Here is a 26,573-nt window from a genome sequence, read left to right on the forward strand (position 1 = left end):
TTTGCTTTTATCTGGCATCTTTCGCTTACGCTTTCAGAAAGCATAGTTCACAATGCTCCATCAAGAAGTAAGCAAAACCTGCTGAGCTAAAAGCTAAAAATATAGCAAAGGTAATTTTTAGAACCAGCCTATAACTCTGTTAGTGGCTTACACGATGCCCCTTCCGTGGCAGTCTTTAAACTTCTTTCCGCTACCGCAAGGACATGGGTCGTTCCTTCTGGGCATGTGTTCCTTCATCACGGGCGTACGGTTTTGCGGTGCAGCACTCTCGCGTGTGTCTTGCTGCCTAGCAGCTCTTTGCGCCTGCTCGTCGAGGTCTTCCTTGCTCTCGGTGTACTGTTGTTGCTGGCGTACTTCGGGTGCGGCCTCTTGAACTTGTTGCTCAACGTGCAGTTGTGCGCGCATGAGCAAGCTTGTTATGCGGTCGTTCATCTCGTTAACCATATTGTCGAACAGTTTCACACTTTCGAGTTTAAACACCAAAAGCGGGTCTTTTTGCTCGTACGATGCGTTTTGTACGCTGTGGCGCAGTTCGTCTAGTTGGCGCAGGTTCTCTTTCCAGCAGTCGTCGATGATGTGTAACATCACATTTTTCTCGAACTGCTTAATCACCGATTTGGCCTCCGTTTCGTAAGCCTCTTTCAGGTCGCACACAATCTGTACGATGCGTTTGCCGTCGGTTATGGGCACAACAATGCGTTCAAAGCGGTCGCCTTGTGTTTCGTACACCTCCTTAATGGTGGGGTAGGTTACCTCTTGCAGGCGGTCGGTTTTGCGTTTGAAGGTTCCCATAGCCATTTGGAAGGTTCTTTCTTCCAATACGTCGTGTGGGGTATTGATGAATTCCTCTTCGGTGAAGGGGCATTCCATCGCGAATATCTTAATGAACGCCTCTTTGCAACCTTCGTAATCGTTGGTTTGTATGATGTTGATAACGCGGTCCCAAATAATGTTGGTGATGTCCATGCCGATACGTTCGCCCAGCAAGGCGTGGCGTCGTTTCTCGTAAATCACGGTACGTTGCTTGTTCATCACGTCGTCGTATTCCAGCAGGTGCTTACGAATACCGAAGTTGTTTTCCTCTACTTTCTTCTGTGCACGCTCAATACTCTTCGAAATCATTGGGCTTTCGATGCGTTCGCCCTCTTTAAATCCAAGGCGGTCCATGATGCTTGCGATGCGTTCTGATGCGAAAAGGCGCATCAGCTTGTCTTCGAGCGAAACGTAGAATACAGAAGAGCCAGGGTCGCCTTGACGGCCGGCACGTCCGCGCAGCTGTCTGTCTACACGACGGCTTTCGTGCCTTTCGGTACCGATGATGGCCAAACCGCCTGCAGCTTTCACTTCGGGCGACAGCTTAATGTCGGTACCACGACCTGCCATGTTTGTGGCGATGGTCACTGCTCCCAGTCCGTTGGTAGACTGTCCGGCCTTTGCCACGATTGATGCCTCCTTTTGGTGTTGCTTGGCATTAAGCACTTCGTGGTCTATCTTGCGCATGTTGAGCATCTTGCTAAGCAACTCGGATATTTCAACCGACGTTGTACCAACGAGCACAGGGCGACCTTGCTTGCGCAGGTCTTCAATCTCGTCGATAACGGCAGCGTATTTTTCTCTGGCCGTTTTGTACACGCGGTCGTCCATGTCGTTACGTGCGATGGGGCGGTTGGTGGGAATTTCCACCACGTCTAGCTTGTAGATGTCCCAAAACTCGCCTGCCTCGGTAGATGCCGTACCCGTCATACCAGCCAGTTTGTGGTACATACGGAAATAGTTTTGCAGGGTAATGGTTGCGAACGTTTGCGTAGCGGCCTCTACTTTCACGTGTTCTTTAGCCTCAACAGCCTGATGCAGTCCGTCGCTCCAACGTCTTCCTTCCATAATACGGCCCGTTTGCTCGTCCACAATCTTCACTTCGCCGTCGATAACCACGTATTCGTCGTCTTTATTGAACATGGTATAGGCTTTGAGGAGTTGTTGGAGGGTGTGCACACGCTCGCTTTGCACGGCGTAGTGGTTAAGAAGTTCGTCCTTAAGGTCAATCTTCTGCTCGTCGCTCATGGTCTTATCGGCTTCAAGTGCCGAGAGTTGGGTAGCGATGTCGGGCAAAACGAAGAGCTTGGCGTCGTTAACCTGCTTGGCCAACCATTCTGTACCCTTGTCGGTAAGGTCGCACGAGTTTTGTTTTTCGTCAACAACGAAGTACAACGGTGCAACGGCCTCTGGCATTTTGCGGTTGTTGTTCTCCATATAAATCTCTTCGGTCTTCAGCATTCCTGCTTTGATGCCCTCTTCGGAGAGATATTTGATGAGCGGTTTGTTCTTTGGTAGCGACTTGAACGACCGATAGAGCGAGAGGAAACCCTCGTCTAGTTTCTTTTGGTCGTTCTGTTCCTGGCCTTCTGTTATCAGCTGTTTGGCCTCGGCAAGGTATTGTGTGGCCAGCTTGCGTTGTACGTCTACAAGGCGTTCTACCAAAGGTTGGTATTCTTCGAACATTTGGTCGTCGCCCTTGGGGATAGGACCTGCGATGATAAGTGGCGTACGGGCATCGTCGACAAGCACCGAGACGACCTCGTCGACTATGGCGTAGTTGTGTGCCCTTTGCACCAAGTCTTCGGGCGAGTTCGACATGTTGTCGCGCAGATAGTCGAAACCGAACTCGTTGTTTGTACCAAACGTAATGTCGGCCATGTATGCCTTGCGGCGTTCGGGCGAGTTGGGGCGATGCTTGTCGATACAATCAACCGACAGACCGTTGAACTCGTAGAGCGGACCCATCCACTCGGAGTCGCGCTTGGCAAGGTAATCGTTCACCGTAACAACGTGTACGCCGTTGCCAGTAAGCGCGTTTAGGAATACGGGGAGCGTGGCCACGAGGGTTTTTCCTTCACCCGTTGCCATCTCGGCAATCTTTCCTTGGTGCAAGGCAATACCGCCGAAGATTTGCACGTCGTAGTGAATCATGTCCCACTTGGTGTCGTTTCCGCCAGCAATCCAGTGGTTAGAATATATGGCATTGTCGCCTTCGATGCGCACGAAGTCTTTGGTGGCGGCCAAATCGCGGTCGAAATCGGTAGCCGTTACCACAATTTCTTCGTTCTCGGTAAAACGTCTGGCGGTGTCGTGCATAATGCCGAACGCCACGGGCATCACCTCGTTGAGGGCTACTTCGTAAACTTCGAGAGCCTCTTTCTCCAACTTGTCAATCTGATTGAACAGCGATTCGCGCTCGTCGATGGGCGTTTCTTCAATCTGTGCTTTCAGTTGGGCAATCTTTTCTTTTTGTTCTTTTGCCGCGTTTTGCACATGCGCCTGTATTTCTTTGGTTTTGGCGCGCAGCTGGTCGTTGCTAAGGGCCTTAATTTCATCGTAAGTGGCCTTTACCTTTTCAACAAGTGGCTGGATAAGTTTCATGTCGCGCGTCGACTTATTGCCGAAGAGCGATTGTAGGATTTTATTTAAATTCATTTTCGTTGTATTATCTGTGTTGTGTGATGAAAGTTTGCATCATTGGCGTAAGCCTATGGTGTGCATTGGCACACGTTGCTTTTGGCGTTGCGCCTAAATGTCTGCAAAATTACAAATAAATTGGTTTATTTGGCTCGAAATTAGCCAACAATCCGCCTTTATCGTAGAATTATTTAAGTGGGAGCGGCGGTACAACACAGGCATTGGGCGCCCTAATGCGGATAAAACGGGCAATGGTGGGCGCAATGCGGTTGGTGGTTACGGGCGTGGAAATGGTATTGGGTTTCACGCCAGCCCCGTAAATGATGATGGGGAAGGGCAGGCTGGCAGTAGCAGGCAGATGCTCTTCCCTGGTTTCTTCGTTGTAAATCTTCCATCCCGGAGCCACTTTCACGATGATGTCTCCGCTTACGGCGTGGTTGAAAGCGTTGCGCACTTTCGACGAAACGCCGTTGCGAGCAGCAGCTGGTCGGCTGTGTATACTTCTTTCACGCCCGAAATCTGCACAAGAAACTCGCGTGCGTGGCGCAAAACCTCGCTGATGTTGATTCGCTTTTGCTCTAAGATGGTTTTGTTGAGATATATCTCGTTGTTCAAAACGCCGTCTACCAATCGGTTAATGCCGTAAATGGCGTTGAGGTACATGTTCAGGAGATTGGCCGTTCGGTTGATGTAGAACGTGCCAGTGGGTACGTTGTACTTGGCGTAGTTTTGTATGTTGCTCTCCGAACGCCCCGTGGCGGTAAGCACAAAGAGCACGTTTTCTTTGCCCACCTTTTGCTCGATGTTCTGAATTAAGTCAGACAGGTTCTTGTCTAGTTCCCTATACGTGTTCTCTCTGGCGAGCAAAGGGTTGCTCTCGGCAGTTGAGTTGCTGGCCGAAAGGGTGACGAAAAGCAAGTCGGCATGTGCGTCGCGCCCCATAACATGGTCGCTAATGCAGTCTAATGCAAATTGGCAAGTGGCCTGATTGGGGCTCTTCTTCGCCACATCTAGCCCCGGCATGCGCAGGTAAGTGTCGAGCCACGTTTGCGCGGAGCGAGGATAGAAGGCCGACGTTTTCCAATTTTTTGTGGCCTCGTCAATCCAAAACACCCCGTCGGCAGCATGTCCACCCTGCAATACGGCCGCATCTTGGTTGGCAGCTACCGAAAACACCAATGCGTTTCCGTTGCTGGCCATCTTCATTTCGTCGCCGATGGTAGACGATTTCACGTTGTTTGGCGAGACGAAAAACTTCTTGTCGAAGGTGCATCCCACGGGTCGGAGCGTTTCGCGACTAACCCATCGCTCGGCCGTTATGCCGTTGTCTACAGGCGATGCGCCCGTGGCAATGGCTGTTGTGGCCGATGCCAAGTTGATGGGAGCGAAGTCGTATTGGGCGTTTTCGTACACCACGCCTTCTCGGAGCAGCTTTTTGAAACCGCCATTTCCGTAAAGTGCGGCGAACTGTTCCATGTCGTCGCTGTTCAGTTGGTCAACGGTAATGCCCACAACAAGGCGCGGAACGGCCACGTTAGGCTGCGCCTTGCATTCGATGTTGGCCAGTGTGGCCAACGCAAAGAGGGTTATGTACTTGTTCATGCCCTTTTATGTCGATATATTAAATATATGTATCTAATGAGCAAAGATAGTGCCAAAAACCTCACTCCTTCGGCATAGTGTTGGAAAAAGCCGCCAATGAGGAAGAGCGAAATAAGTATGCACCATATCTTTATGCCGCGCAAAAACTGCGTTTCCTTGCCTTTTTTAACGGCCTTATATATATATAATAAGGTGTAAGGGCAGAAAAAGAGTATTTGGAGGTTGATGCTGACGGTGGGATGTTGCGAGAAAATCATCACAAACAGCAGGATGCCGATTAGTCCGCAGATAAGAAACCAAAAGCCATCAAACCATCTGAAACGCGTGTTAAGCTTGCTTTCGATGGCTGTTGTGCCGAGAATTATCGCCGCAAGAATGAGCATGAGGGCCGTGGGCGATAGGGGAAACGAAGACGAGGAGGTTTGGACGCCTGGCTGAGCAACCCATCCCGAAGAGGCAACAAGCTTGCGTTTGGTGGGCGAACCGTTGTTTAGCGTGGCGCGTTCGAAGTCGTTCATGAGGTTTGCAGGCAAGAACTGGCGTTGCGCTCTGTTGATGGGCAGGTCGGCCTTAATGCCTAGCAGCATGTCGTTACCAAACCTTATCCAAGGCGTTTGGCTGGCGCATTGGTGCACAATCTGGCGATAAGAGGTGGCATTCTCCGCTTTTTCGTTGCCATATTCCACGCTAGCTTGCAGGTGGTTGGTAATCATGTCGCGTGCACGAGTGGTGCAATTGTCGTAGAAGTAGTTGTACCTGTACACGCGATTTTGTGGTTCGTAGTTGGTGTCGATGGCCTTGGCGATGGCTAGTTTCTCTTCGGGCGTGAGGTTAAGCACCTGCTCGTACACGCCACTTCCATACGAGGCGTATTCTGCGCAGAAAGCGTCGAACGACTCGATGCCCATTTCGTAGTCGGTAAGTCCGGACACGAAACGCAGCACGAAGTAGGGTTTGTGAAACGAGAACATACCATAGTTCACGGCTATGTCTGTTCCGCGTGCCACATCCTGATACCTGATGGCCGTGTGTCCGTAAATGCTATATACTTCTTCGTGGGGCTGACAAGTGAGCAAGGATATGCGCACGGCGTCCATATCCTTTAATTCAAGAGTGCCTTGAGCCTGTGCCGAGAGTTGGAAAGCACATAACAAAACTGCGGCAAGAAGGTGCCGCAAAAGCAACATAATTGGTTTCACGATGCAAAAATAACCTTATTTTTGAACATTTGATGCGATTATATCGTTTTTTTTCGATAATTTTGCCCCTAATTTGGCGTACCATAACAAGTCTGTATGTTTTTCGCCACATTTAAAAACGGATAAATGGAGCCCCCAGCTCCGCAATAAACATATAACTCATAATGAAGAAAGTAATAGGCATTGTCTTGGCGTCTACTGTCAGTATGGCGGCTTTTGCGCAGAGTGGAACTAATTCTCCTTATAGTCAGTTCGGTTTAGGTGTGCTCTCCGAGCAGTCCAGCGGATTTAACCGAGGCATGAATGGACTGGGATTAGGTTTCCATGAAGGCAATCAGGTGAACTACCTTAACCCCGCATCTTATGCTCGACTGGATACGCTTACATTCCTTTTCGATGCCGGCATATCGTTGCAACTCACCAATTTCTCGGAGAAAGGTGTGAAGCGTAACGCTAAAAACGCCAATATAGAATATGTGGTTGCAGGCTTTAAGGCCGCCCGTAGGCTGGGATTGAGCTTTGGTTTGATACCTTTCACAAACGTGGGGTATCAGTATTCGGCCGCTCAGGCATTGACAGATCAGCCGGATGCTACCATATTAACCAACACCTACACGGGTACGGGCGGCGTGCGCCAAGCTTATTTGGGCATTGGTTGGGAACCCATTAAGGGCTTGGCCTTGGGTGCTAACATGTCTTACATGTGGGGAGATTACGATCGCAGGCTCATCAACAGTTACAGCGACGGCTCCGTCAACAACCTCGTGCATCAGTACACGATGGATATCCGAAGTTATAAGGTAGACTTCGGCGTGCAGTACACAGCCAAAGTGTCGTCTAAAGACAACATCAACTTGGGCTTAACGTTTAGTCCTACGCACAAGATTGGCGGCAAACCCAAATTGCAAGAGATACTTACCAACTCGCAAACGAACGTGTCGGACACCACCTCTTATGGCGGAAACTTCGACTTAAACTTGCCGAACTTCTTCGGTGTGGGGCTTATGTGGGACCACAACGGCAAATGGAAGGTGGGCGCAGACTACACTTTGCAACAGTGGTCGACTGTGAAATTCCCCAGTTACGAAACCAATGGGGGTGTTTCTAGCTTTGCCTTACGCGACAATATGCTTACCGACAGGCACAAGTTAACCCTTGGCGGCGACTTCTGTCCTGCGCCATTTAGTCGCAATTTCTTCAATCGCATACACTATCGCGCAGGTGTTTCCTACGCCACTCCTTATATAAAGGTGTACGGCAACGATGGTCCAACGGAGATGAGTGCCAGCATTGGCTTTGGCATTCCCATCATCAACCCATACAACAACCGCTCGTTCCTCAACGTTAGCGCACAATGGGTGCGTTCAACAGCAAAGAACTATATTCAGGAGAATGTGTTCCGCATCAACGTGGGGCTAACTTTCAACGAACTATGGTTCAAGAAATGGAAGTTGGAATAAGCCCTTTATCGTAAAAATAAACTGCGCATGTACACCTTGTTAAGAACTTCGGGCTTAGCGTTTATGCTGTGTTGCATCGTGGCATTGACCGCTTGCGAACAGGCGGTGGAGCATACCGCACCTGCGGTAAACCCCAAAGACTCGGTGCCAACGATGGTAACTTATGGCGTAAATACGCTTATTTCTGACTCTGGTGTGGTGAAATACCGCATCGTTACAGAGCGATACGAGGTGAACCAAGTGAAGAACCCACCACGTTGGACCTTCGATAAGGGCGTTTTTCTCGAAGAATTCGACGAAAACTTTCATGTGCAACTCTACATTCAGTGCGATACGGCCTACTATTACGACCAACAACGCCTATGGGAACTGCGTGGAAGAGTGCGCGTAAAAACCAAAGACGGCGTGCGCTTTTATAGTGAAGAGCTGTTTCGTGATGAGAACAGACACGAGCTTTACTCCAATAAGTTCTCCCGACTTATCACTCCCGACCGCCAGTTGCAGGGCAATTACTTCCGTAGCGACGAGCGTATGACTAAGTATTACGTGTCTAACTCGAAGGGCTCGTTTGCACGAACCGACATCGCCGGCAAGAACGACAGCCTCAGTTCCGCACCCGATACCCTCAAAGAAACCATTCGCCCCTCGGCCATGCCCCAGCGCAAGTTGGGTGGTTAGTAGTCATAGCCTGCGCCAACGCACGGCTCAACACATCAAACCATAACAAAAAGACAACTCTAAGTTCTATATGGACGACCCTATTAGTATAAGCCTTGTACTCGGAATAATCGTCACGATGGTGTTTTCCGCGTTCTTTTCGGGCATGGAAATAGCCTTTGTCACCAGCAACCGCATGCTTGTTGAGATGGACAAGGAACGCAACGGCCTTTCGCAAAAGGTTCAGGCCATCTTCTATAAAAATCCCAACAACTTTGTAAGTACAATGCTTGTGGGTAACAACATCGCGCTTGTGGTATATGGTATACTTATCGCTAAATTCTTCGACAATACCATCTTTCGCGGCATGGATGCCAGTTTCACCGTGCCGGCCGATACCATCCTCTCAACGCTTATCGTGCTTTTTACGGGCGAATTTCTGCCAAAGACCTTCTTTAAGAGCAATCCCAACAGGCTGTTTTCTTTTTTCGCCGTGCCGGCTTACCTCTGTTACTTGCTGCTTTGGCCTTTCAGTCGGTTCTCAACGTTTCTGGCACGCGTGCTTATGCGTATCTTTGGCGTAAGGATTGAGAAGGAAAACGAGAACATTCTCTTTTCAAAGACCGACTTAGACTACCTCGTACAGAGCAGTTTAGACAGTGCCAAGAACGAAGATGACATCAACGATGAGGTGAAAATCTTTCAAAACGCCTTGGAATTTAGAGATACCAAGGTGCGCGATTGCATGGTGCCGCGAACCGAAATCAATTCGGTAGACCTCAACGACTGCACCATCGACGAGCTTACTCAGAAGTTTATCGAAAGCGGAAACTCTAAACTCATCGTCTATCAAGAAGACATCGACCACATCGTTGGCTATATACACTCCTCCGAACTGTTTCGTAATCCCGACCAATGGAAACAGCACATCCGCAAAATGCCATTCGTTCCCGAAACGATGGCGGCCCAAAAGCTGATGCAAACGTTCTTGATGCAGAAACGTAGCTTAGGAGTTGTGGTCGACGAGTTTGGCGGAACCAGCGGAATTGTTTCGCTCGAAGACATCGTTGAAGAGATATTCGGCGACATCGAAGACGAACACGACAACCAAAAGTATGTGGCCAAGCAAACAGCAGAAGGCGATTATGTGCTGTCCGCCCGCTTGGAGATTGATAAGGTGAACAATATGTTCGACTTAGCCCTGCCCGAAAGCGATGATTACATGACCATCGGCGGACTTATTTTGCACCATTATCAGAGTTTCCCGAAGATAAACGAGGAGGTGAACATTGGTCCCTACCAGTTTCGCATTCTCAAAAACACGATGAATAAAATCGAACTCGTGAAACTAAAAGTGCATCAATAAAGCACTTTTTGCACGAAACGTTAAAGAATATCATTTCTTTTTCGTATTTTTGTGCGCATTTTAAAGCTCATTAGCCCTAGCCAATTGCTTTTGCCATGCAAGCGTCTACGGCGTGATGACAGCTTGGGGCTCGCCCCAACCAAAGCTCGAATAATAAATTAAACAACTAAAATAATAATGGCAGTATTAGGAAAAATTAGAAGCCGTGGCATGATTCTCATCGGAATCATTGGTCTTGGCTTGTTGGCATTTATTGCCGAAGAGGCATTCCGTTCTTGCGAGGCCACACGCAACAACCAACGACAACAGGTTGGCGAGGTGAATGGCGAGAAAATCAGCGTTCAAGAATTCCAAAAGATGGTTGACGAGTACGCCGAGGCTATCAAAATGCAACAAGGACAGGATAACCTGAACGACGAGCAACTTAACCAAGTGAAGGACATGGTGTGGACTAGCTATGTGCAAAACAAGCTCGTTGAGAAGGAAGCCAAAGAGTTGGGGCTCACCGTTACCGACCAAGAGATGCAAAACGTCTTGAACCAAGGAACCAATCCCATGCTGATGCAGACACCCTTTGTTAATCAACAGACGGGGCGTTTCGATGCAAGCTCGCTTAAGAAGTTCTTGGCTGAATACAAGAACCAACAAACAACCAATCCCCAGATGGCCCAACAATACGAATCCATCTACAAGTTTTGGACATTTATCGAAAAACAGCTGCGCACACAGCTACTTGCACAAAAATATCAGAGCCTGCTGGCTCACTGCCTGCTCTCTAATCCCGTTGAGGCTAAGATGGCTTTCAAGGAAGAGAACGAAGAAAGCCAAATACAGTTGGCCGCTTTCCCTTATTCGAGCATCGAAGACAGCAAGGTACAAGTTTCCGAATCAGACCTCAAAGCCAAATACGAAGAGCTGAAACCGCGCTTTAAGCAATATGTTGAAACGCGCGACATCAAGTACATCGACATACAGGTAGAGGCGTCTCCTGAGGACAAGGCTGGCTTGAAAAAGCAGTTTGCCGACTACACGAAGGAACTGACCGAGGCTGCCGACCCAACTAACGTGGTACGCAAGAGCTCGTCGCTCGTAAACTATTTGGGCTTGCCCGTTGGCAAAGACGCTTATCCAAGCGACATCGCAGCACGTCTCGACTCGATGAGTGTAGGCTCGGTGTATGGTCCTGTTGAGAATAAGCAAGACAATACGCTCAACCTGGTTAAGCTTGTTGCCAAGGTTCAGCTGCCCGATTCTGTTGAATACCGCCAAATCCAAGTGGGTGGTGCAACGCCAGAGGCTGCACACAAAACCGCAGACTCTATCTACACCGCCCTCACCAACGGTGCCGACTTCGAGGCATTGGCCAAGAAATACGGACAAACTGGCGAGAAAACATGGATGACCACACGTCAATACCAAATGGCACCCTCGATGGATAAAGACACAAAAGACTATATCAACAGTCTGAACACGATGGGTGTGAACGACATTAAGAACATCACCTTGGCGCAAGGCAACATCATTTTGCAGGTGCTCAACCGCAAAGGCATGGTTACCAAGTACCAAGCAGCCGTGGTAAAGCGCACCATCGACTTCTCGAAAGAAACCTATCGCAAGGCTTACAATCAGTTCAGCTCTTTCGTTAGTGCCAATGCCACAGCCGATGCCGTGGTGAAGAATGCCGTAAAGAATGGCTATCGCCTGCAAGAGGCTAAGGACGTTACCACCTCTCAGCACAATTTGGCTGGCATACGCAGTACGCGCGAGGCATTGAAATGGCTCTTCGATGCTAAGGAAGGCAGCGTATCGCCCCTTTACGAGTGTGGCGACAACAACCACTTGCTGCTTGTAATTCTCGATCACATCAATCCTATGGGCTATCGTAGCCTTACCGACTCCCAAGTGAAAGAGATGGTGAAGGCCGAAGTGATAAAGGATAAGAAGGCCGAACAGATTTTGGCTAAGCTCAATGGCGTAACAAGCATTGCCGCAGCAAAGGCAAAAGGTGCGGTAGTAACACCCGTTAACCAGGTTACTTTTGCTTCGCCCGTGTTCCTTACCGCAACAGGCGCAAGCGAACCAGCACTTAGCGGTGCCGTTGCAGCCACTGCCAAGGGTGCTTTCGATAAGACTCCTGTTAAGGGTAACGCCGGTGTTTACATGTTCCAAGTAACAGGTCGCACCATGCGCCCCGTGAAGTTCAACGCTAAGGAAACCGAAATGCGCCTCCGTCAGCGTGCCATGCAATATGCGGGCAACTTCATGAACCAGCTGTACATCAACGGCAAGGTTGTAGACAACCGCTATTTGTTCTTCTAAATCATTGCTACAAACGGGGGCAAAAGCCGTTAAGTTGTTTTAATAACCCAAACAGCTTTTATACCCTGCGATATAATCGCGCTGTTGTGTGTCAACGCGATGCACACAGTAGCGAGTAACAATCAACCCAATGGCTCCGAACATGTTTCGGGGCCATTTTTTACTTTATAAACAATGAAAACAAAAGAAATCTATCTTTGGCGCACGCTCGCCTCTTTCCTAGTTGTGCTGTTTTCCATGCCCTTGGGTCATGCGCTGATGATTATCATGGAGCATACCATGAATCCTTCTGTCATGCACGTTGCAGGTTTCCTTTTGGGGCTTGTTGGCCTTGTTATGGTTATTGTTGGCGTGTTCGTTAAGGGCGATACGCGACAAACCATTTGGGGTTTGATAGGTGGCCTGCTCTTTTGGACAGGTTGGGTAGAGTTCCTTTTCCTTTATTATGCTCGCCGTTATGGTGTTCAGCCCGAAATAGAGAATGGCGAAGTTGTTACCAAACCCGAATATCTCATCATGCCTGCATCCTTTGGCTTGTGGATGATGGTGATGGTGATGTACATTTTCAGTACGCGCAACGGTTGCGATTTCATCACCTGGATACAAAAGGTTTGTTTCCGCAACCAGCGCAAAGTAATCGTTGCACAGCCCATGACACGACACACCAGCATCGTTACCTTTATGGAAGTAAACATGATGCTTTGGGGTTGTTATCTGCTTTTGATGTTCTGTTACGACAAGAATTTCCTTGGCGACCACCATCCCGTTACCTTCCTCGTTGGTCTAGGCTGCCTTGTTGGCTCGCTTTTCATGTTCAAGCGCCAGTTGTATTTGGCCTCATGGGGAGCCAACATCCGCATGGCCATCGCCACGGTTATCGTCTTTTGGACGCCCGTTGAGATATTGGGACGTATCAATTTCTTTAAGGAGTTTTGGACCGAACCCCAACATTACGTCTTCGAGTTGTCTTCCATCCTTGCCGTTTTCCTGCTCCTCCTTCTGTATCTTTGGATGAAAGGAGCCAAGAAAAAGAAGGGATAACACGCCGCTTGTCTTGCTCTATGTAGCATAGGCATGGCTATACAAAATAACGATAAGTGCGTTACACACTTGCTTGTTGGGTGCAGCTAGCGTGTAAACGCACTTATCATGTTCTACTTACAGGTAGCTGTGCCAAAATGCCATCGAATTTATAAAACCATTGCAAGTGCTTTTCACTGCTTATGCCATGTTACTTACATCACAATAATACATGCTTGCGTGAGAAAGGCTTTGCAATACCGCTTTCCTCTTGCTTTTAGTCCAACAAGCATTCTTTATGCTTTGGCAATAGAAATTTAGCTGTCGGCATCTTTAAGTGTAATACCATATAATACCATTCTATATGAATGCGATGAAAGCTTTTGTTTTAGCGATAGTTGCTCTTGTTGTAGCTGCTGGATGCGCTCATACTGGTAAGCCTCGCACTTTTGATCGTGAACAAGCGAAACTTTACCCTCGTGTACTTTACAAAGCCATTAACGACAATAAAGATTCTCTTGACTTTATCCTGTCATTAGAAGCGTTTTATGAGGAGTTTGGGAAAGATAAGAAACCTTATCAATTATCGGTTGATGAAATGAAAATGGCCAAAAAAATATTGGAAAAATATGTGGAGAATGGGGGAAACCACCTCGTTGCCGATCCTAAGGCGAGCGCGAAAACGGGGAAAGAGGGGTGCGACGTAATGGAGAACATAAAGCCCTTACCTCTGACACATTATTATAAGCAGTACCTTGGGTATGAGCAAAAGGGGCATCTAATTGTGGAAATAAACTTGCTTGCTTTTGTTTATGTGAACTATGGGGAAAGTGTGAGTGCTTACCTTCAACGTGTTTACAGCCTCCCGCATGACGGTGGAAAGCATTTTGGCAGAGTGTTGGTCGACCTTACAGAAAAGAAGGTGATACGTTTCTCTTTGAATGCAGTTTCGTAAGACCGCTCGTTTGACACTTACTTCTAGAATGTGACAGTTTCCGTTTATGTTAGAACACGATGCAATAACGTTTTTGTGTCGTTTTTGAGAAGTTCTTTCCATGTTCTTATCAATGTCTCTCTCATACACCATGATAATGCCTTTGATAAGTTAGTGTTTTTATTGGGCGACATCATTTTTTTCGTATTTGCTTGGATTTTCTTCGTTGTTCCATCGTCAAACGAGCATTAATATTACCAAAACTGTGGTTTGGCGTAAAGATAACTCGCCTAACGTACATTACCTCGTTAGTATGTTAACCACATTATCAACTTTCTAATTTAAGTCATTGTGTCTTACACAATAAGGCCGTTTTGACTTTTAATATTTCTATAAAATACGAGAAGTTTATTGTCTTTGTGCCGTAAAACCGAGATAAACGCTCCTATCATATACGAAGAGGTGGACAAACCAACTCACAGGCTTATAATCCCACAAAAAAACAACAACACCCTAATACATCAATTCATCAACTTGCAAAGCCAAAGACCCATCAACTCAAAATCTTAAATTGTTGTCTTTTATTTTACAATCACTCTTTGTTTTTCACTTCGTTCTAGCGAAAAAACAGGTTAAAAAGTAGGTAAAAAGCCACTATTTCTAGCTTTTCAAGCATCTCGTTTTGTCTATTTTTAAGGACAAAACCTGCATTTTGCACCATTTTGCCTTTCTAGATTGCTTGCCAACTCATTATTTCTCACGCCCAAAAAAACACTTTTAGCCCCTGAAATGCCACTTTTTAGTGTCTATTTTGCCCTTTCCAGCCATGTTTTTAATGGTTCTAAAAGGTTTTGTTTATACATTTGCGGTGTATTTTTATGCTTTTCACCTTTCATTTAGCAGCATTTTGCCCTGTATTTAGCACCATTTTACCTTGCATTTAGCACCAAAACGCACTGCATTTAGCATCAAAACGCATTGCGTTTAGCGGCATATTGCACTGCGTTTAGCAGCAAAACGCACTATATTTTGCTGCAAATCGCCAAAAAACGGGTGTTAGTGGCGGTCGGTTTAAATAAAAATTCATTTTGCTGGCATGTACAACTAACCCCTTTTTGCATCAAAACGAACCTTCGCGAGAATCGATTTTTTGCGGCAAGGTGGACGATTGTTGGCGAAAACTGCACTCATAATGTTAAATTTCTTACTAAAAATAAGACAAAACAGATTATGCTGCGTACACATGCAAAGGCAACGGCGACGGAAAGCATGTACGCTTACAACCGCCAACGCGAGCAGTTGCAGGGCATGCTGCCCACGGTCAACGGAGACGGCATCATGCAAACACAGAAATAACCAGCCATTGGCAACCAGTTTTCAACTTATAGCAAATACATTGAATAACTTCCGCAAGTAACCTTTTTGAGGTATAACCACGTTCTGCCACAGACAAAAGGCGCAGAATTTCAGATTTTATCGTTTACTTGTCCAGTACTTCGTACATGCGCGGAGTGTTTATCTTGGTTTTACGGCACAAAGATAATAAGCACCCCTCACTTTGTAGAAATATTAAAAGCCAAGGTGAACTCAATAAACAAATTACTCAAATTATTTTGATAAAATTGGCGTATAGTTTGAAATATTGATTATATTTGTAGCGAATATCAGAAGATTCACAAACTTAAAATAAGATAGCTTTGATAATACATTGATTTTAGCAGCAATACTTATAATAAACTAATCAACCTTGACTATTAGAGTGGGTTTGATTCAGTTTAATAAGATGTTGATATTGATCATTGAGTATGACAAGAGAAAAACAATAACAAACTAATAGTATAGATATTATGTTTACAAGTGATAATCCAACTTCATATCGTGTGGAATACAAGTTTATTGTAGTGTATGATAAGTTTACTAAGCCTGTAGCTAACTCTATAAAGAACAAGGCTCGCGCTCTGTCTATCAGTAGTACAGCTTGGAGTGAGAAACAGTATCTTAGTCAAGAACCAAGTCTGAGTAACGATAACCATGTTCTTTTTCTGTCAAAGTCATTGTTAAAGGAAAACTTATCAAATCCTCAACTTCAATTAAAGAAGTTAACTAATGGCACTAAATACAAGAGTCAGGGAAATGTAGCGGGTATTTTTGTTGAAAAGGTTGATTTTATTGAAGTTGCAAGGCAGCTTAGTGCTAGTTTGAACGAAAAATGGTTATATGTTGTTACAACTCTAATTTGTACAACAACTATAGGTCAATTATTAGCTGCATGGCAGTACATGTCTAAGAAAAAGAAAGCAGAGCTGTACTTACTTTACAAGGCAACTGACAAGTTTGCGAAAGATAATCTTAAATCTTTTGTGGCTGGTAAATTGAAGTAGTTATGAAGTTATCTTTTGAAAGAGGATATGAATCTTTTTCCAACATAGTTGGTGCTGTACATGGAGTGCATAGTGCGGCAGGTTATGTTGGCAAAGTATCTGATGCTTGTAATGAATTGCAATCTAACATTAATAAGTTTAAGGGATTTGAAACAGGCATTAAACAGTTGAAAGGTGATGTTTTTGAGTTTCGTTCATCTGGAAGTTTTAATATTAGTGCTGCAATTAATGAATCTCAATATTGTACGATAGTTGATAGAAATCACGGCTATGCATCAGCTGATATAACAACGAATTGGGGTGAAGATTATGGATTAAAGGCTTTATTTAACGGAGTAGCTTCTGCTAAAGCGCAGTCTGTAAGCCATTTTCAGAGGTTCATAGAGTATAGAGCTGCATCGGGGAGAGCTGATTTGACATTTGAAACGTTTGTTACTGAAAAGGGATTAGATCCATTAGTCGTATTGAAAACAGACCCAATCTATTTAGGTCAAAAGCGTTTGTTCCCTTCAGACCAGTTGAAAGAAGCAGTAATTTATTTGAAAAAACAAATAGCAAACAGAACGATTACCAATCCTGATGAAGTAAGAAGGTACCAGGAAACTCTTGAAAATTTAACTTCAATGATTATTGCTCCAGATGGAACCACGTCTTATGCCGTTAGTACAGAACACTTGCTCGATATAGCAGAAAAGGCTAAGAAGGGAGAATATGATGCAGCAAGAGATGGTTTTTCCACTGAGCAATTAATAAAGATTGAACATGTTCTTAAACAGGGAAATAAAGCTGGGCTTACTTCTGCAACAATTTCACTTGTTCTTAAAACTGCTCCAGAGATTTATAAGTGTCTTGATGAGCTTATTTCTACAGGAGGAATTAATGAGCAGCAACTCAAGTCACTCGGCTTTGCAGCCCTTGATGGGTCTACCGATGGATATATCCGTGGTTTTGTTTCTGCAACAGTAACTGTATCTTGCACCGCAGGGTTATGGGGGGAAACGCTTAAATCAGTTAGCCCTGAAGTTGTAGGGGCATTGACGGTTGTAGTGATGAATACACTTAAAGATTCATTTTTGTTAGCTAAAGGTAGTATTTCACGACATGACTTTACGTATAATTTGCAAAGAAACATGTTTGTTACTGCTTGTGGCTTAGGAGGTGGAACGCTTCTTCAAAGCTGCTTGCCCATGCTACCATTTGCTTACTTACTTGGAAGTTTTGTGGGTTCAATGGTAGGCTCCTTTGCTTTTTTTGCGTATGACCAAGCGATACTTTCATATTGTGTTTCTTCTGGAAGTACTTTCTTCGGCATTGTAGACCAAGACTATAAACTCCCTGAAGAAGTCTTGAAGGAATTAGGCCTGTCATTATTTGAATATGAGAAGTTTCTCCCTCATGAAAGTTCATTCAGTACTTATATACCAGGCCGTTATGAGATAAATCAATACAGTTCATCAATGATTAAGGTGTTAAGAAGGGGGGTAATAGGAATTAGACAAATTGGTTATCTATAAAGGCATGAGTTTTGGTGTTCAATAATGAAAGCTCATGACTTCTGAACCTTGCATGTGTATATTGTTGAGATAACCTTTTGATTTGAATAAGTAGCATAGTTGCTGTTTAATAGAAAGACTCAAAAGAATTGTGGATAAGCAAACGGCATGCTTGTTTGCCATTTGCTTATCCCCAATAGCCTTAAATGTAATGCAATTTTATGCTTATTTACCCATTTCTAGTTCTTGTTTTAAGAACTTGGGGGTAAATCCTGCCTTGCTTTTGGCCACCTCTTCGGGTGTGCCAGCCGAGAGAAGGAGGCCGCCGTTGCGCCCACCCTCGGGACCCATGTCGATGATATGGTCGGCAAGTTTAATCACATCGAGGTTGTGTTCGATGATTAGCACCGTGTTGCCGCGGTCTACCAGTTTCTGTAACACGTCCATTAGGATGCGAATATCCTCGAAGTGCAGTCCTGTTGTGGGTTCGTCGAGGATGTAGATGGTCTTTCCTGTGTCGCGTTTGCTTAGTTCGGTGGCCAACTTTACACGCTGACTCTCGCCGCCCGACAGTGTTGTGGAGGGTTGCCCCAGTTTGATATAGCCTAAGCCCACATCTTGAATGGTCTTTATTTTCTGCAAGATGTTGGGCACGTTTTCGAAAAATTCCACCGCTTGGTTGATGGTCATGTCCAGCACATCGGCAATGCTCTTGCCCTTATATCTCACTTCCAGCGTTTCGCGGTTATAGCGTTTGCCGTGGCAAACCTCGCAAGGCACCATCACATCGGGCAGTACATTCATTTCAATGGTTTTGTATCCGTTGCCCGAACAGGCCTCGCAACGGCCGCCCTTGACGTTAAACGAGAAACGACCAGGCTTATAGCCCCTTATCATTGCCTCGGGAAGATTTACGAAAAGGTTGCGGATGTCGTTGAAAACGCCCGTGTAGGTTGCGGGATTAGAACGTGGCGTGCGCCCCAGGGGCGACTGGTCTACGTTTACTACCTTGTCAACGTTGTCAATTCCCTCCACATCATCGTATGGCATGGGTCTTTTCAGCGAGCGATAGAAGTGTTGCGAGAGTATGGGTTGCAGTGTTTCGTTGATGAGCGTCGACTTTCCAGAGCCGCTTACGCCCGTAACGACAATCAGTTTGCCCAAGGGTATCTCCACATCCACGTTTTTTAGGTTGTTGCCTTTGGCTCCGCGTATCCAAATGCTTTTGCCATTGCCCGCTCGTCTGTGGGCGGGCACATCTATTTTCATTTGTCCGTTAAGGTAATTGGCGGTGATGGTGTTGCCTTTCAGCATGTTTTGGGGCGTGCCTTGGTACACCACTTCGCCCCCTTTGCGGCCAGCCTTAGGTCCGATGTCTATGATGTAGTCGGCGGCCAGCATCATATCTTTGTCGTGTTCCACAACGATGACGGTGTTTCCAAGGTCGCGCAGTTCTTTAAGCGAGGCAATCAGCCGCTCGTTATCGCGCTGATGCAGGCCAATGCTTGGCTCGTCGAGGATGTAAAGCACGTTAACCAGTTGCGAACCAATCTGTGTGGCGAGCCTAATGCGTTGGCTTTCGCCACCCGAAAGCGACACCGACTGGCGGTTAAGCGTGAGGTAATCGAGTCCCACTTCGAGCAGAAAGCTCACGCGCGTTCGTATTTCCTTCACAATCTCGGCCGCAATCTTGCGCCCTTTGGTGTCAAGATGCTCTTCAACGTTGTCTAACCACGTCTTCAAGTCGCTGATATCCATGCTGGCTAGCTCGGCAATGTTCTTGTCCCACACGCGATACGCCAACGATTCGCGTTTTAGTTTCTGCCCTTTGCAGTCGGGACACTGGCATGTAGCCAAGAATTGGTCGGCCCATTTCTGACTGCTGGCCGAATCGTCGTTGTCCATCACGCTTTTAAGATACTTTATCAGGCCGTCGTAAGTGCTGAAAAAGTCGCTCGAAGTGTGTACGAGTTCCTTTGCAATCTTCACTCTTTCCATCGAACCATACAGTATTTCGTCGAGTGCATCGGCAGGAACATCCTTGATGGAGGTCTTTAATTCGCAGTCGTACTTTTTGAGAATGGCATCAATCTGCCAAAAAATCATTTGGTTTTTATACTTTCCCAACGGTGCGATAGCTCCTTCGTAGATGCTTTTATTGGTGTCGGGGATAACCTTTTTGAGGTCGATCTCATTGACATAACCCAGTCCCTTGCACTTAGGGCATGCGCCTTCGTGCGAGTTGAACGAGAAGTTGTTGGGTGCAGGCTCGGGGTAAGAGATGCCCGTAACGGGGTCCATCAGTCGTTTAGAGTAGCTTTTCAGTTCGTCGTTGTCCTTATCCAGAATCATAATAACGCCGTCGCCCTGTTTCATGGCCACCTCAACGGTCTTTTTTAGCCGTTGGTCGTCCTTGCCTTGGACCTTCAACTTGTCTATCACCACTTCTATATTGTGGTTTTTGTAGCGGTCTACCTTCATGCCGCGGGTAATCTCTGTTATTTCGCCGTCAACGCGCATGTAGAGATACCCCTTTCGCCGCATGCTCTCAAACAGTTCTCGATAGTGGCCTTTTCGTTGGTGAACCAATGGCGCGAGAATGTAGATGCGCTTGTTGGCATAGCGTTCCAAAATCATTTGTATCACCTTTTCCTCGGTGTACTTCACCATCTTTTCGCCCGTAGCATAGCTATATGCAGTGCCGGCGCGTGCATAAAGCAGTCGCAGATAGTCGTAAATCTCTGTTGTTGTGCCTACAGTAGAGCATGGGTTTTTGTTGGTTGTTTTCTGTTCGATGCTGATAACGGGGCTTAGGCCTGTTATCTTGTCCACGTCGGGGCGCTCCATGTTGCCCAAGAAGTTGCGTGCGTAGGCAGAGAACGTCTCCATATAGCGACGTTGACCTTCGGCAAAGATGGTGTCGAAGGCCAACGACGACTTGCCCGAACCCGACAGTCCGGTGATGACCGTGAGGCTATTGCGCGGTATTTCCACATCTATGTTTTTGAGATTGTGCACCCGCGCGCCCCACACATTTATCTTTTCGTCTTGCATTTTGTTGTCCTGTTGTTATTATTGTTGGGCGATGTGCTTTTTTGTTTGTCGCCCTTAGCCGGCCCATGTCTTAGGGGCACATTATTCTATATAGCTTCTTAGCAGGTTAACGTCTTTCTTGATGTTAAACACTTTGCCGTCGGCACCTTTGGCATTAACCTGTACAAAGTACACGCCCTCTTTCACATCTTGTCCGTTAAACTTGCCATCCCAACCGCCAGCAGGGTCTTTCCATTCGTATATTTTCTGCCCCCAGCGGTTGAATATGTAGGCCTTGAACTCCACAAGCGACTGATAACCGGGCTTTGCTCGGTACACATCGTTCACGCCATCGCCGTTGGGTGTAAAGGCATTGGGCATTTCCAGCTTGCTTTCGGCAATGCTAACGCGTATGGGGTCGGCCGTTTTCCAGTACTCTTGCGTATATTCTACGGTGTCTGTGCCTTGCACAAAGGTGGCATAAAGCTCCACATAATGGGTGCCGGCCACGGTGAACGTCACCTCGGTGTCCTTTTCAAAACGCGAGAGATATGGTGTTTGGCGTTTGGGGTCGGTGTAAAACCGCCACTCGTAGTGCGCGTTCCAGCCGTCGGCATTGGCAACGTTGGCCTGAAATCGTGCCCTAAGCGGTGCCGAACCTTGGTAATCGCTGCTTTGTTCTTCGCCGTTTGGGGTGAAGAATGTGGCCACGGGGCTGATGGTTGGTGCGCCGTCGGCAAAGGCGAAGGTTGCCATAGCCGCGAAAAGCAGTGTGAATGTAGTGCGTATGATGGTTTTCATCCTAATCGTTATTAATGTTTGGCGAGTTGTTTGCCTCCATTTCGTCGGCCACAATGTCTGTCAATATCCTTATGTCTATGGCCGAACGGTTGTATTTCTCGGCCATAGAGTCCAGCAAATGCAATATCTCGTCTATTCCAGAGCGGGTTTCGCTGGGCTTTTCGCCTGTTTTTTTGAGGAAGTTCACAAACAGTTCGATGGCCTTTTGCGTGTTGTTGCCCAGCCAATGGGCGGCCGCCAGGTAGAGAATGTCTCTTGTATCGCTTTCATTGTTGTTGTAAACAATGCTGTTCAGCAGGTCGATGGCGGTTTCGGCTCTGCCCTCTTGCAGTTGGGTTAGTGCCAACTGGCGTTTCACTTCCGTGTTGTCGGGGTGCTCGTAGTTGAGTTTGAACAACAGTTCGATGGCTTTCTCGGCCTTTCCTGTACGGGCATAGCCCTTGGCAAGGTACAGTTCTTGTTCGGGCGAGATGTTTCCTTTGCCCTGTAACCGTTCTAACACCTGCTCTGCTTGGGCGAAATCGTGGCTTCTGATGCATGTTTCCACATAGCCGTGAGCCACTTTGTCGTCTTCGGGCAAGCGGTTCATCAGTTCGGCGAAGTGCCTTTTAGCCTCGCCGTACTTACCTGTTTGCATGGCTGCCACGGCGCGAAAGTAGAGCCACTCGTTGCTGGTTAGGGTGGTGTCTAACTCGTATATCGAGGTAAATAGTTGCAGCAGCTGCCAAAGTCCTCTTTTATAAAGGAACTTACCAAAGGTTACGAACTGCGACGACAGCCCCACTTGTGCCAGCAGTTGGTTGCCGAAAAACAGTCCGCGCATCACAATTCCTCCGCCCCGGAAAGGGTTGACGAACTCTTCTTTCATGTTGTTGAGGAAGAAAAAGCGGTACAAGTCTTGCAAGTACATGCGCCTGATGTAGGCCGGGTTGCTTTTGTCGACGTCCATATCGCCTTGTATCTCGATGCCATTGGCATTGATGGCGTTTTTCAGTTCGGCAGGAATTTGGTTGGCAATCATGGCCATAGCCAATTCCAACGAATACTTATCCGAGTTGCAGAACGAGCTGTGCGCAAATATGTTTTGCTCTAAACGGGTTTCGTCTAGCCCTTCAAGGGGTTTCAGTTCGGGGTGTTCGGGGTAGTATGGCACGAACCAATTGCTGGCCCGATTGAAGAATGGGAAACGTTTCATTTGCGAAAAGCCCCCGAAATACACGTCCACGCCCTTTTGTTGCATGTCCATCATGCGCATATAGCTTTTCTCCAACTCTTCCATTGCCCGTTCCTCGGCATCGGGGTTGAGGATGTCTTGCAGCTTTTGTTCTTCTGTTTCAGTGCCCAAGACGATGTTTTGGCCGCGCATCATTGTGGGGAGAATGTCGCGATGTATTTCTTGCATGGCCTTTTCGGCGTTGATGCAATACACTATTTGGTATTGTAGTTCAAGCAATTCGCGCTGAACGGCTTGCGAACTGACAGTTTTGTGCAGCTGTTCGGCCAGGTTGGGATAAAGCGTTATCTCTATTTTTGGCAGCGTAAGCGCCCATCCCACCAAGGCGCGTTGCTTTACTTGCGGGTCTGTGGCGTACTGATAGAGGTAGAGTAGGGTGGAAAACTTACGCGCATCGAAGGCTAAGAGCAAGGCTAAGAGTAAGGCGGCGGCAAGTAACTGCGCATCCATGCTGTCGATAGTGGGCGACAGCAGCAGTTCTTGGTAGAACTTCTGTGTCTCTTCATTCCAATGCGTGTCGGTCATCAGGTGATAAAACAGGGCTGTCGTCAGTTCGTGATGCTCTGCGTATATAGTCTTTTTCTTTTCGCTGTTGGTTGCCGATGGGTCGAGCGAAAGTAGTGCGGTGTCTTGCACGAAACTTTCCAATCGTTGCCTAATATCGTCTAGCGACATGGCGGCCACGTTGAACGGCGAGTAATAGTTAAAGCCCGTCGTGTTTTGCTTTCTGTGCGTTATCATCACGTCGCAGTGCAGATGGTACAGCCTTTTAAGCAGACTGTTGTACACTTCCTCGCGCTTGGGGTCGTCGAAACCGCGCTTAATGAAGTCTTTCATCAAGCGATAGTCCTCCTCGATGCTTTCCAAACGTTCGTAAAACTTCCTTAGTCCGGAGCTGTTTATGTCGTTACGCATCCTGTTGAGTGCCTCCCCTAGTTCTTTCGACAAGAGAATAAGTCCGGGGATGCTCTCTTTTTCGGGCGTAATATTCCACCTTATGTTGTTAATGTCGTCTTTATTCATTGCGTTGGAAAGTCTTTAATGGCGTTTCTGTCTTTCTCTCTCACGGCCGACATCTTGGCAAAGGCTGTTTTAGGCAGTGCCTTTACGGCAGCGTCGTTCAGTTGGAAGTGGGTCTTCAGCAGGTCGGCATAATGCTGTATGCCCCTGATGTTGAGCGAATCGCACGCCCTATCGTATGCCTTAACAAAGGCAGGCAGTGCTTGGCGCACCTTCTTTTGGTCTTTGGCGGCCATGCTGAACACGGCCACGCCTAGCCTAATGTCCTTCGTTTTGGTGTCGGCCAGTACGTTGTTTTTGCCCATTCGGGCCACAGTGGCTTGCGGTTCGGGCATGAAAGCGGCGTCTATTTCGTAGCCAACGAGCATCTTCAAGCGGATAAACACATTGTTAACCTGTATGCGGAAAACCTCGTTTTTGGGCTTACTGCGGTCGATGAGGTCGGCAGTAAGAAAGTCGGTTGCCGAGAAACGGGTCATGCCCACCATCTTGTCTCCTAGTTGTTGCACGTCCTTTATGCGCGCATTGCGGTTACTTATCAGCTGCCAATGCAGGTTTGTTGCACCCACTTCGTGCAGATTGGCCCCCTTTTGGCGCAGGCGTTGGGCACGAACCAAGTCGGTGAACACGCCCTGAACCCTGCCTCTAAGTATGGCTGTGTCGCAATCCATCTGTGCCGTGTATTTCATTAATCGCACGTTGAGGTGCTCTTCGCCGAACAATCCCGTTGCATCTGCCACGTAAAGCGGCAGGCAATCGAGTGTGGGCATCACCGCAATTCGCAGTGTCGAGTCGTTTGTCGTTTGCCGTTCGCTTTGCTTTTGCGGCGCATTGCCCTTGCCGTTGCAGGCAAAGAGCAGCGTGGTTAGCGTGGCCAAGGCGAGCGTGCGAATGTGAAATAGGGTCATTATAATTGGTGTTTGCAGTTAAATACCTTGTTTGCCGTATTCAAGGCGGCCTCTTCGTGAGGTTTTATCCTTGCAAATTTAGCAATAATTTTGTTGCGAAAAAAAGATTTAGTAATTTTGTAGACCATGGCAAAAGATAAAACAGCATACGTTTGCGACAATTGTGGACACGAGTCGGTGAAATGGATTGGCAAATGTCCGAGTTGTGGGCAGTGGAATAGCTTTAAGGAAATACGCGTAGCTCCTTCGGTATCGGGAGGAGGGAAGCGGCTAACAGCGGGTGGAGTTGGCAACACTTCGTCCACGCGTAACACGCCCATGCCCATCTCGAAGGTGCAAGCCAAAGACGAACCACGTATCGACCTGCACGACGATGAACTGAATCGCGTACTTGGTGGCGGACTAGTGCGTGGCTCTATCGTTTTGCTTGGTGGCGAGCCAGGCATTGGAAAGAGTACCCTAGTGTTGCAAACCATTTTGCGAATGCCCGAAAAGCGAATACTCTACGTTAGCGGCGAAGAGAGCACGCATCAGCTGAAGATACGTGCCGATCGCATAGAAGAAAACGTGGCAGACAACGTTATCGTGCTGAGCGAAAACGCGTTGGAGAAGATTTTGATGCAGGTAGACGATGTTAAGCCCGACTTGCTTATCGTGGATTCTATCCAAACCATCGAGAGCGAAGCCATCGACAGCTCGCCAGGAAGTATCGTTCAGGTGCGCGAATGTGCCTCGGCGTTGCTTAGGTATGCCAAAACGTCGTCTGTTCCTGTGCTGCTCATTGGCCATATCAATAAAGAGGGGGTGCTGGCTGGCCCCAAAATATTAGAGCATATTGTAGACACAGTGCTGCAATTTGAGGGCGACCAGCATTATATGTACCGCATATTGCGCTCTATCAAGAACCGTTTTGGCTCTACTTCCGAGTTGGGCATCTACGAAATGCAGCAAAATGGACTCCGCCCTGTGTCTAATCCCAGCGAACTACTGCTCACTCGCGACCACGAAGGGCTTTCGGGCATTGCCATTAGCTGCGCCATCGAGGGTGTACGGTCGTTTTTGGTGGAAACGCAAGCCCTGGTTTCGACTGCCGCCTACGGCACACCGCAACGCAGTACCACGGGTTTCGACCAACGCCGACTGAACATGCTCTTGGCCGTACTTGAAAAACGCGTGGGTTTTAAGCTTATACAGAAAGACGTTTTTGTGAACATCGCCGGTGGTTTGCGCGTAACCGACTTGGCAATGGACCTTAGTATCATTGCCGCCGTGCTGTCTAGCAATGTAGATACGCCCATTGATAAGGAGTGGTGTATGGCAGGAGAGGTGGGACTTAGTGGCGAAGTGCGCCCCGTGAACCGCATAGAACAACGCATTGCCGAGGCCGAAAAGCTTGGCTTTACCGATATGGTGATACCCAAAAACAACCTTTCGGGCATCGACCCATCGCGTTATCACATCAAGCTGCACCCCGTCCGTAAGGTAGAAGAGGCATTGCGCATCTTGTTTGGATAAGGTTGTAACGACGTTATTTTGATTATTGATGGTCTTTTCAACCTGTTATGTCGAATGTAAAAAAGCTTTGGCATGACATGTTGGTTTGGAATAAAAGCCTATGTTGGCCTGAATAAAACGTTCTTTTTTCGTTCCTCAAAAGTGCGTTTTGCCTTTCCACTTCGCCCAAAGCTCCGTG

The 26,573-nt window shown here is 47.3% G+C and carries 18 protein-coding genes; 10 read left to right on the top strand and 8 right to left on the bottom strand.

What is annotated here, in order from left to right; translation table 11 throughout:
• Positions 1-147: 147 nt before the first annotated feature.
• The 4 genes from secA to BN93_RS03835 all read right to left on the bottom strand — a co-directional run bounded on the left by secA (position 148) and on the right by BN93_RS03835 (position 6,242).
• Positions 148-3,471 carry a preprotein translocase subunit SecA gene (gene secA / locus BN93_RS03825; protein WP_019187026.1) on the bottom strand — a complete coding sequence of 1,108 codons (3,324 nt, stop codon included), beginning with the start codon at positions 3,469-3,471 and terminating at the stop codon, positions 148-150.
• Between the two features lie 169 nt (positions 3,472-3,640).
• Positions 3,641-3,907: a hypothetical protein gene (locus tag BN93_RS18415; protein ID WP_232211096.1), complete on the bottom strand. Its 267-nt coding sequence runs from the start codon at positions 3,905-3,907 to the stop codon at positions 3,641-3,643.
• On the bottom strand, positions 3,880-5,055 hold the full coding sequence (locus BN93_RS03830) for an alkaline phosphatase family protein (RefSeq protein WP_232211097.1): 1,176 nt from the start codon (positions 5,053-5,055) through the stop codon (positions 3,880-3,882). Before BN93_RS03830 ends, BN93_RS18415 begins: the two co-directional genes overlap by 28 nt.
• Positions 5,052-6,242, bottom strand: coding sequence for an Lnb N-terminal periplasmic domain-containing protein (locus BN93_RS03835; protein ID WP_019187027.1), 1,191 nt, complete (start codon positions 6,240-6,242; stop codon positions 5,052-5,054). The genes BN93_RS03830 and BN93_RS03835 overlap by 4 nt, the downstream gene beginning before the upstream one ends.
• Positions 6,243-6,418: 176 nt before the next feature.
• Between BN93_RS03835 and BN93_RS03840 the strand changes: the two genes are divergently transcribed.
• The 9 genes from BN93_RS03840 to BN93_RS03880 all read left to right on the top strand — a co-directional run bounded on the left by BN93_RS03840 (position 6,419) and on the right by BN93_RS03880 (position 17,905).
• Positions 6,419-7,714 carry a membrane protein gene (locus BN93_RS03840; protein WP_044259716.1) on the top strand — a complete coding sequence of 432 codons (1,296 nt, stop codon included), beginning with the start codon at positions 6,419-6,421 and terminating at the stop codon, positions 7,712-7,714.
• A 27-nt stretch (positions 7,715-7,741) separates the two neighbouring features.
• The gene (lptC, locus tag BN93_RS03845; RefSeq protein WP_044259718.1) at positions 7,742-8,392 is read left to right on the top strand and encodes an LPS export ABC transporter periplasmic protein LptC; all 651 of its coding nucleotides are present in this window, start codon (positions 7,742-7,744) and stop codon (positions 8,390-8,392) included.
• A 70-nt stretch (positions 8,393-8,462) separates the two neighbouring features.
• The gene (locus BN93_RS03850; protein ID WP_009230130.1) at positions 8,463-9,737 is read left to right on the top strand and encodes a hemolysin family protein; all 1,275 of its coding nucleotides are present in this window, start codon (positions 8,463-8,465) and stop codon (positions 9,735-9,737) included.
• Between the two features lie 177 nt (positions 9,738-9,914).
• Positions 9,915-12,056 (top strand): peptidylprolyl isomerase, encoded by a 2,142-nt coding sequence (locus BN93_RS03855; RefSeq protein ID WP_009230129.1) that lies wholly within the window; start codon positions 9,915-9,917, stop codon positions 12,054-12,056.
• 174 nt (positions 12,057-12,230) lie between these two features.
• On the top strand, positions 12,231-13,097 hold the full coding sequence (locus BN93_RS03860) for a hypothetical protein (RefSeq protein ID WP_019187032.1): 867 nt from the start codon (positions 12,231-12,233) through the stop codon (positions 13,095-13,097).
• A 343-nt stretch (positions 13,098-13,440) separates the two neighbouring features.
• Positions 13,441-14,031, top strand: a complete 591-nt coding sequence (locus BN93_RS03865; protein WP_019187033.1) for a hypothetical protein — start codon at positions 13,441-13,443, stop codon at positions 14,029-14,031.
• A 1,008-nt stretch (positions 14,032-15,039) separates the two neighbouring features.
• Positions 15,040-15,366 (top strand): hypothetical protein, encoded by a 327-nt coding sequence (locus BN93_RS17880; protein ID WP_198007489.1) that lies wholly within the window; start codon positions 15,040-15,042, stop codon positions 15,364-15,366.
• Between the two features lie 491 nt (positions 15,367-15,857).
• Entirely contained in the window at positions 15,858-16,391 is a 534-nt protein-coding gene (locus BN93_RS03875; protein ID WP_157462650.1) for a hypothetical protein, read from the top strand.
• 2 nt (positions 16,392-16,393) lie between these two features.
• Positions 16,394-17,905: a hypothetical protein gene (locus tag BN93_RS03880; protein WP_019187037.1), complete on the top strand. Its 1,512-nt coding sequence runs from the start codon at positions 16,394-16,396 to the stop codon at positions 17,903-17,905.
• Positions 17,906-18,109: 204 nt separating this feature from the next.
• Here BN93_RS03880 and uvrA read toward each other — a convergent pair whose 3' ends face one another.
• The 4 genes from uvrA to BN93_RS03900 all read right to left on the bottom strand — a co-directional run bounded on the left by uvrA (position 18,110) and on the right by BN93_RS03900 (position 24,880).
• A complete protein-coding gene (uvrA, locus tag BN93_RS03885) occupies positions 18,110-20,938 on the bottom strand; it encodes an excinuclease ABC subunit UvrA (protein WP_019187038.1) in 2,829 nt (942 codons plus the stop codon).
• Positions 20,939-21,019: 81 nt separating this feature from the next.
• The gene (locus BN93_RS03890; RefSeq protein WP_019187039.1) at positions 21,020-21,718 is read right to left on the bottom strand and encodes a gliding motility-associated C-terminal domain-containing protein; all 699 of its coding nucleotides are present in this window, start codon (positions 21,716-21,718) and stop codon (positions 21,020-21,022) included.
• 1 nt (position 21,719) lies between these two features.
• Positions 21,720-23,975, bottom strand: a complete 2,256-nt coding sequence (locus BN93_RS03895; protein ID WP_019187040.1) for a tetratricopeptide repeat protein — start codon at positions 23,973-23,975, stop codon at positions 21,720-21,722.
• A complete protein-coding gene (locus BN93_RS03900; RefSeq protein ID WP_019187041.1) occupies positions 23,972-24,880 on the bottom strand; it encodes an ABC transporter substrate-binding protein in 909 nt (302 codons plus the stop codon). The genes BN93_RS03895 and BN93_RS03900 overlap by 4 nt, the downstream gene beginning before the upstream one ends.
• A gap of 126 nt (positions 24,881-25,006) precedes the next feature.
• On the opposite strand from BN93_RS03900, the gene radA reads away from it, so the two are divergent.
• A complete protein-coding gene (radA, locus tag BN93_RS03905; protein ID WP_019187043.1) occupies positions 25,007-26,395 on the top strand; it encodes a DNA repair protein RadA in 1,389 nt (462 codons plus the stop codon).
• Positions 26,396-26,573 lie beyond the last annotated feature (178 nt).

Source organism: Prevotella conceptionensis 9403948 (assembly GCF_000312305.1).
Lineage (GTDB): Bacteria > Bacteroidota > Bacteroidia > Bacteroidales > Bacteroidaceae > Prevotella > Prevotella conceptionensis.

Bases quoted from the DNA above. Each gene is read 5' to 3' on its own strand.
- secA (WP_019187026.1), bottom strand. From the start codon at position 3,471: ATGAATTTAAATAAAATCCTACAATCGCTCTTCGGCAATAAGTCGACG.
- BN93_RS03830 (WP_232211097.1), bottom strand. From the start codon at position 5,055: ATGAACAAGTACATAACCCTCTTTGCGTTGGCCACACTGGCCAACATC.
- BN93_RS03835 (WP_019187027.1), bottom strand. From the start codon at position 6,242: ATGTTGCTTTTGCGGCACCTTCTTGCCGCAGTTTTGTTATGTGCTTTC.
- BN93_RS03840 (WP_044259716.1), top strand. From the start codon at position 6,419: ATGAAGAAAGTAATAGGCATTGTCTTGGCGTCTACTGTCAGTATGGCG.
- lptC (WP_044259718.1), top strand. From the start codon at position 7,742: ATGTACACCTTGTTAAGAACTTCGGGCTTAGCGTTTATGCTGTGTTGC.
- BN93_RS03850 (WP_009230130.1), top strand. From the start codon at position 8,463: ATGGACGACCCTATTAGTATAAGCCTTGTACTCGGAATAATCGTCACG.
- BN93_RS03855 (WP_009230129.1), top strand. From the start codon at position 9,915: ATGGCAGTATTAGGAAAAATTAGAAGCCGTGGCATGATTCTCATCGGA.
- BN93_RS03860 (WP_019187032.1), top strand. From the start codon at position 12,231: ATGAAAACAAAAGAAATCTATCTTTGGCGCACGCTCGCCTCTTTCCTA.
- BN93_RS03865 (WP_019187033.1), top strand. From the start codon at position 13,441: ATGAATGCGATGAAAGCTTTTGTTTTAGCGATAGTTGCTCTTGTTGTA.
- BN93_RS03875 (WP_157462650.1), top strand. From the start codon at position 15,858: ATGTTTACAAGTGATAATCCAACTTCATATCGTGTGGAATACAAGTTT.
- BN93_RS03880 (WP_019187037.1), top strand. From the start codon at position 16,394: ATGAAGTTATCTTTTGAAAGAGGATATGAATCTTTTTCCAACATAGTT.
- uvrA (WP_019187038.1), bottom strand. From the start codon at position 20,938: ATGCAAGACGAAAAGATAAATGTGTGGGGCGCGCGGGTGCACAATCTC.
- BN93_RS03890 (WP_019187039.1), bottom strand. From the start codon at position 21,718: ATGAAAACCATCATACGCACTACATTCACACTGCTTTTCGCGGCTATG.
- BN93_RS03895 (WP_019187040.1), bottom strand. From the start codon at position 23,975: ATGAATAAAGACGACATTAACAACATAAGGTGGAATATTACGCCCGAA.
- BN93_RS03900 (WP_019187041.1), bottom strand. From the start codon at position 24,880: ATGACCCTATTTCACATTCGCACGCTCGCCTTGGCCACGCTAACCACG.
- radA (WP_019187043.1), top strand. From the start codon at position 25,007: ATGGCAAAAGATAAAACAGCATACGTTTGCGACAATTGTGGACACGAG.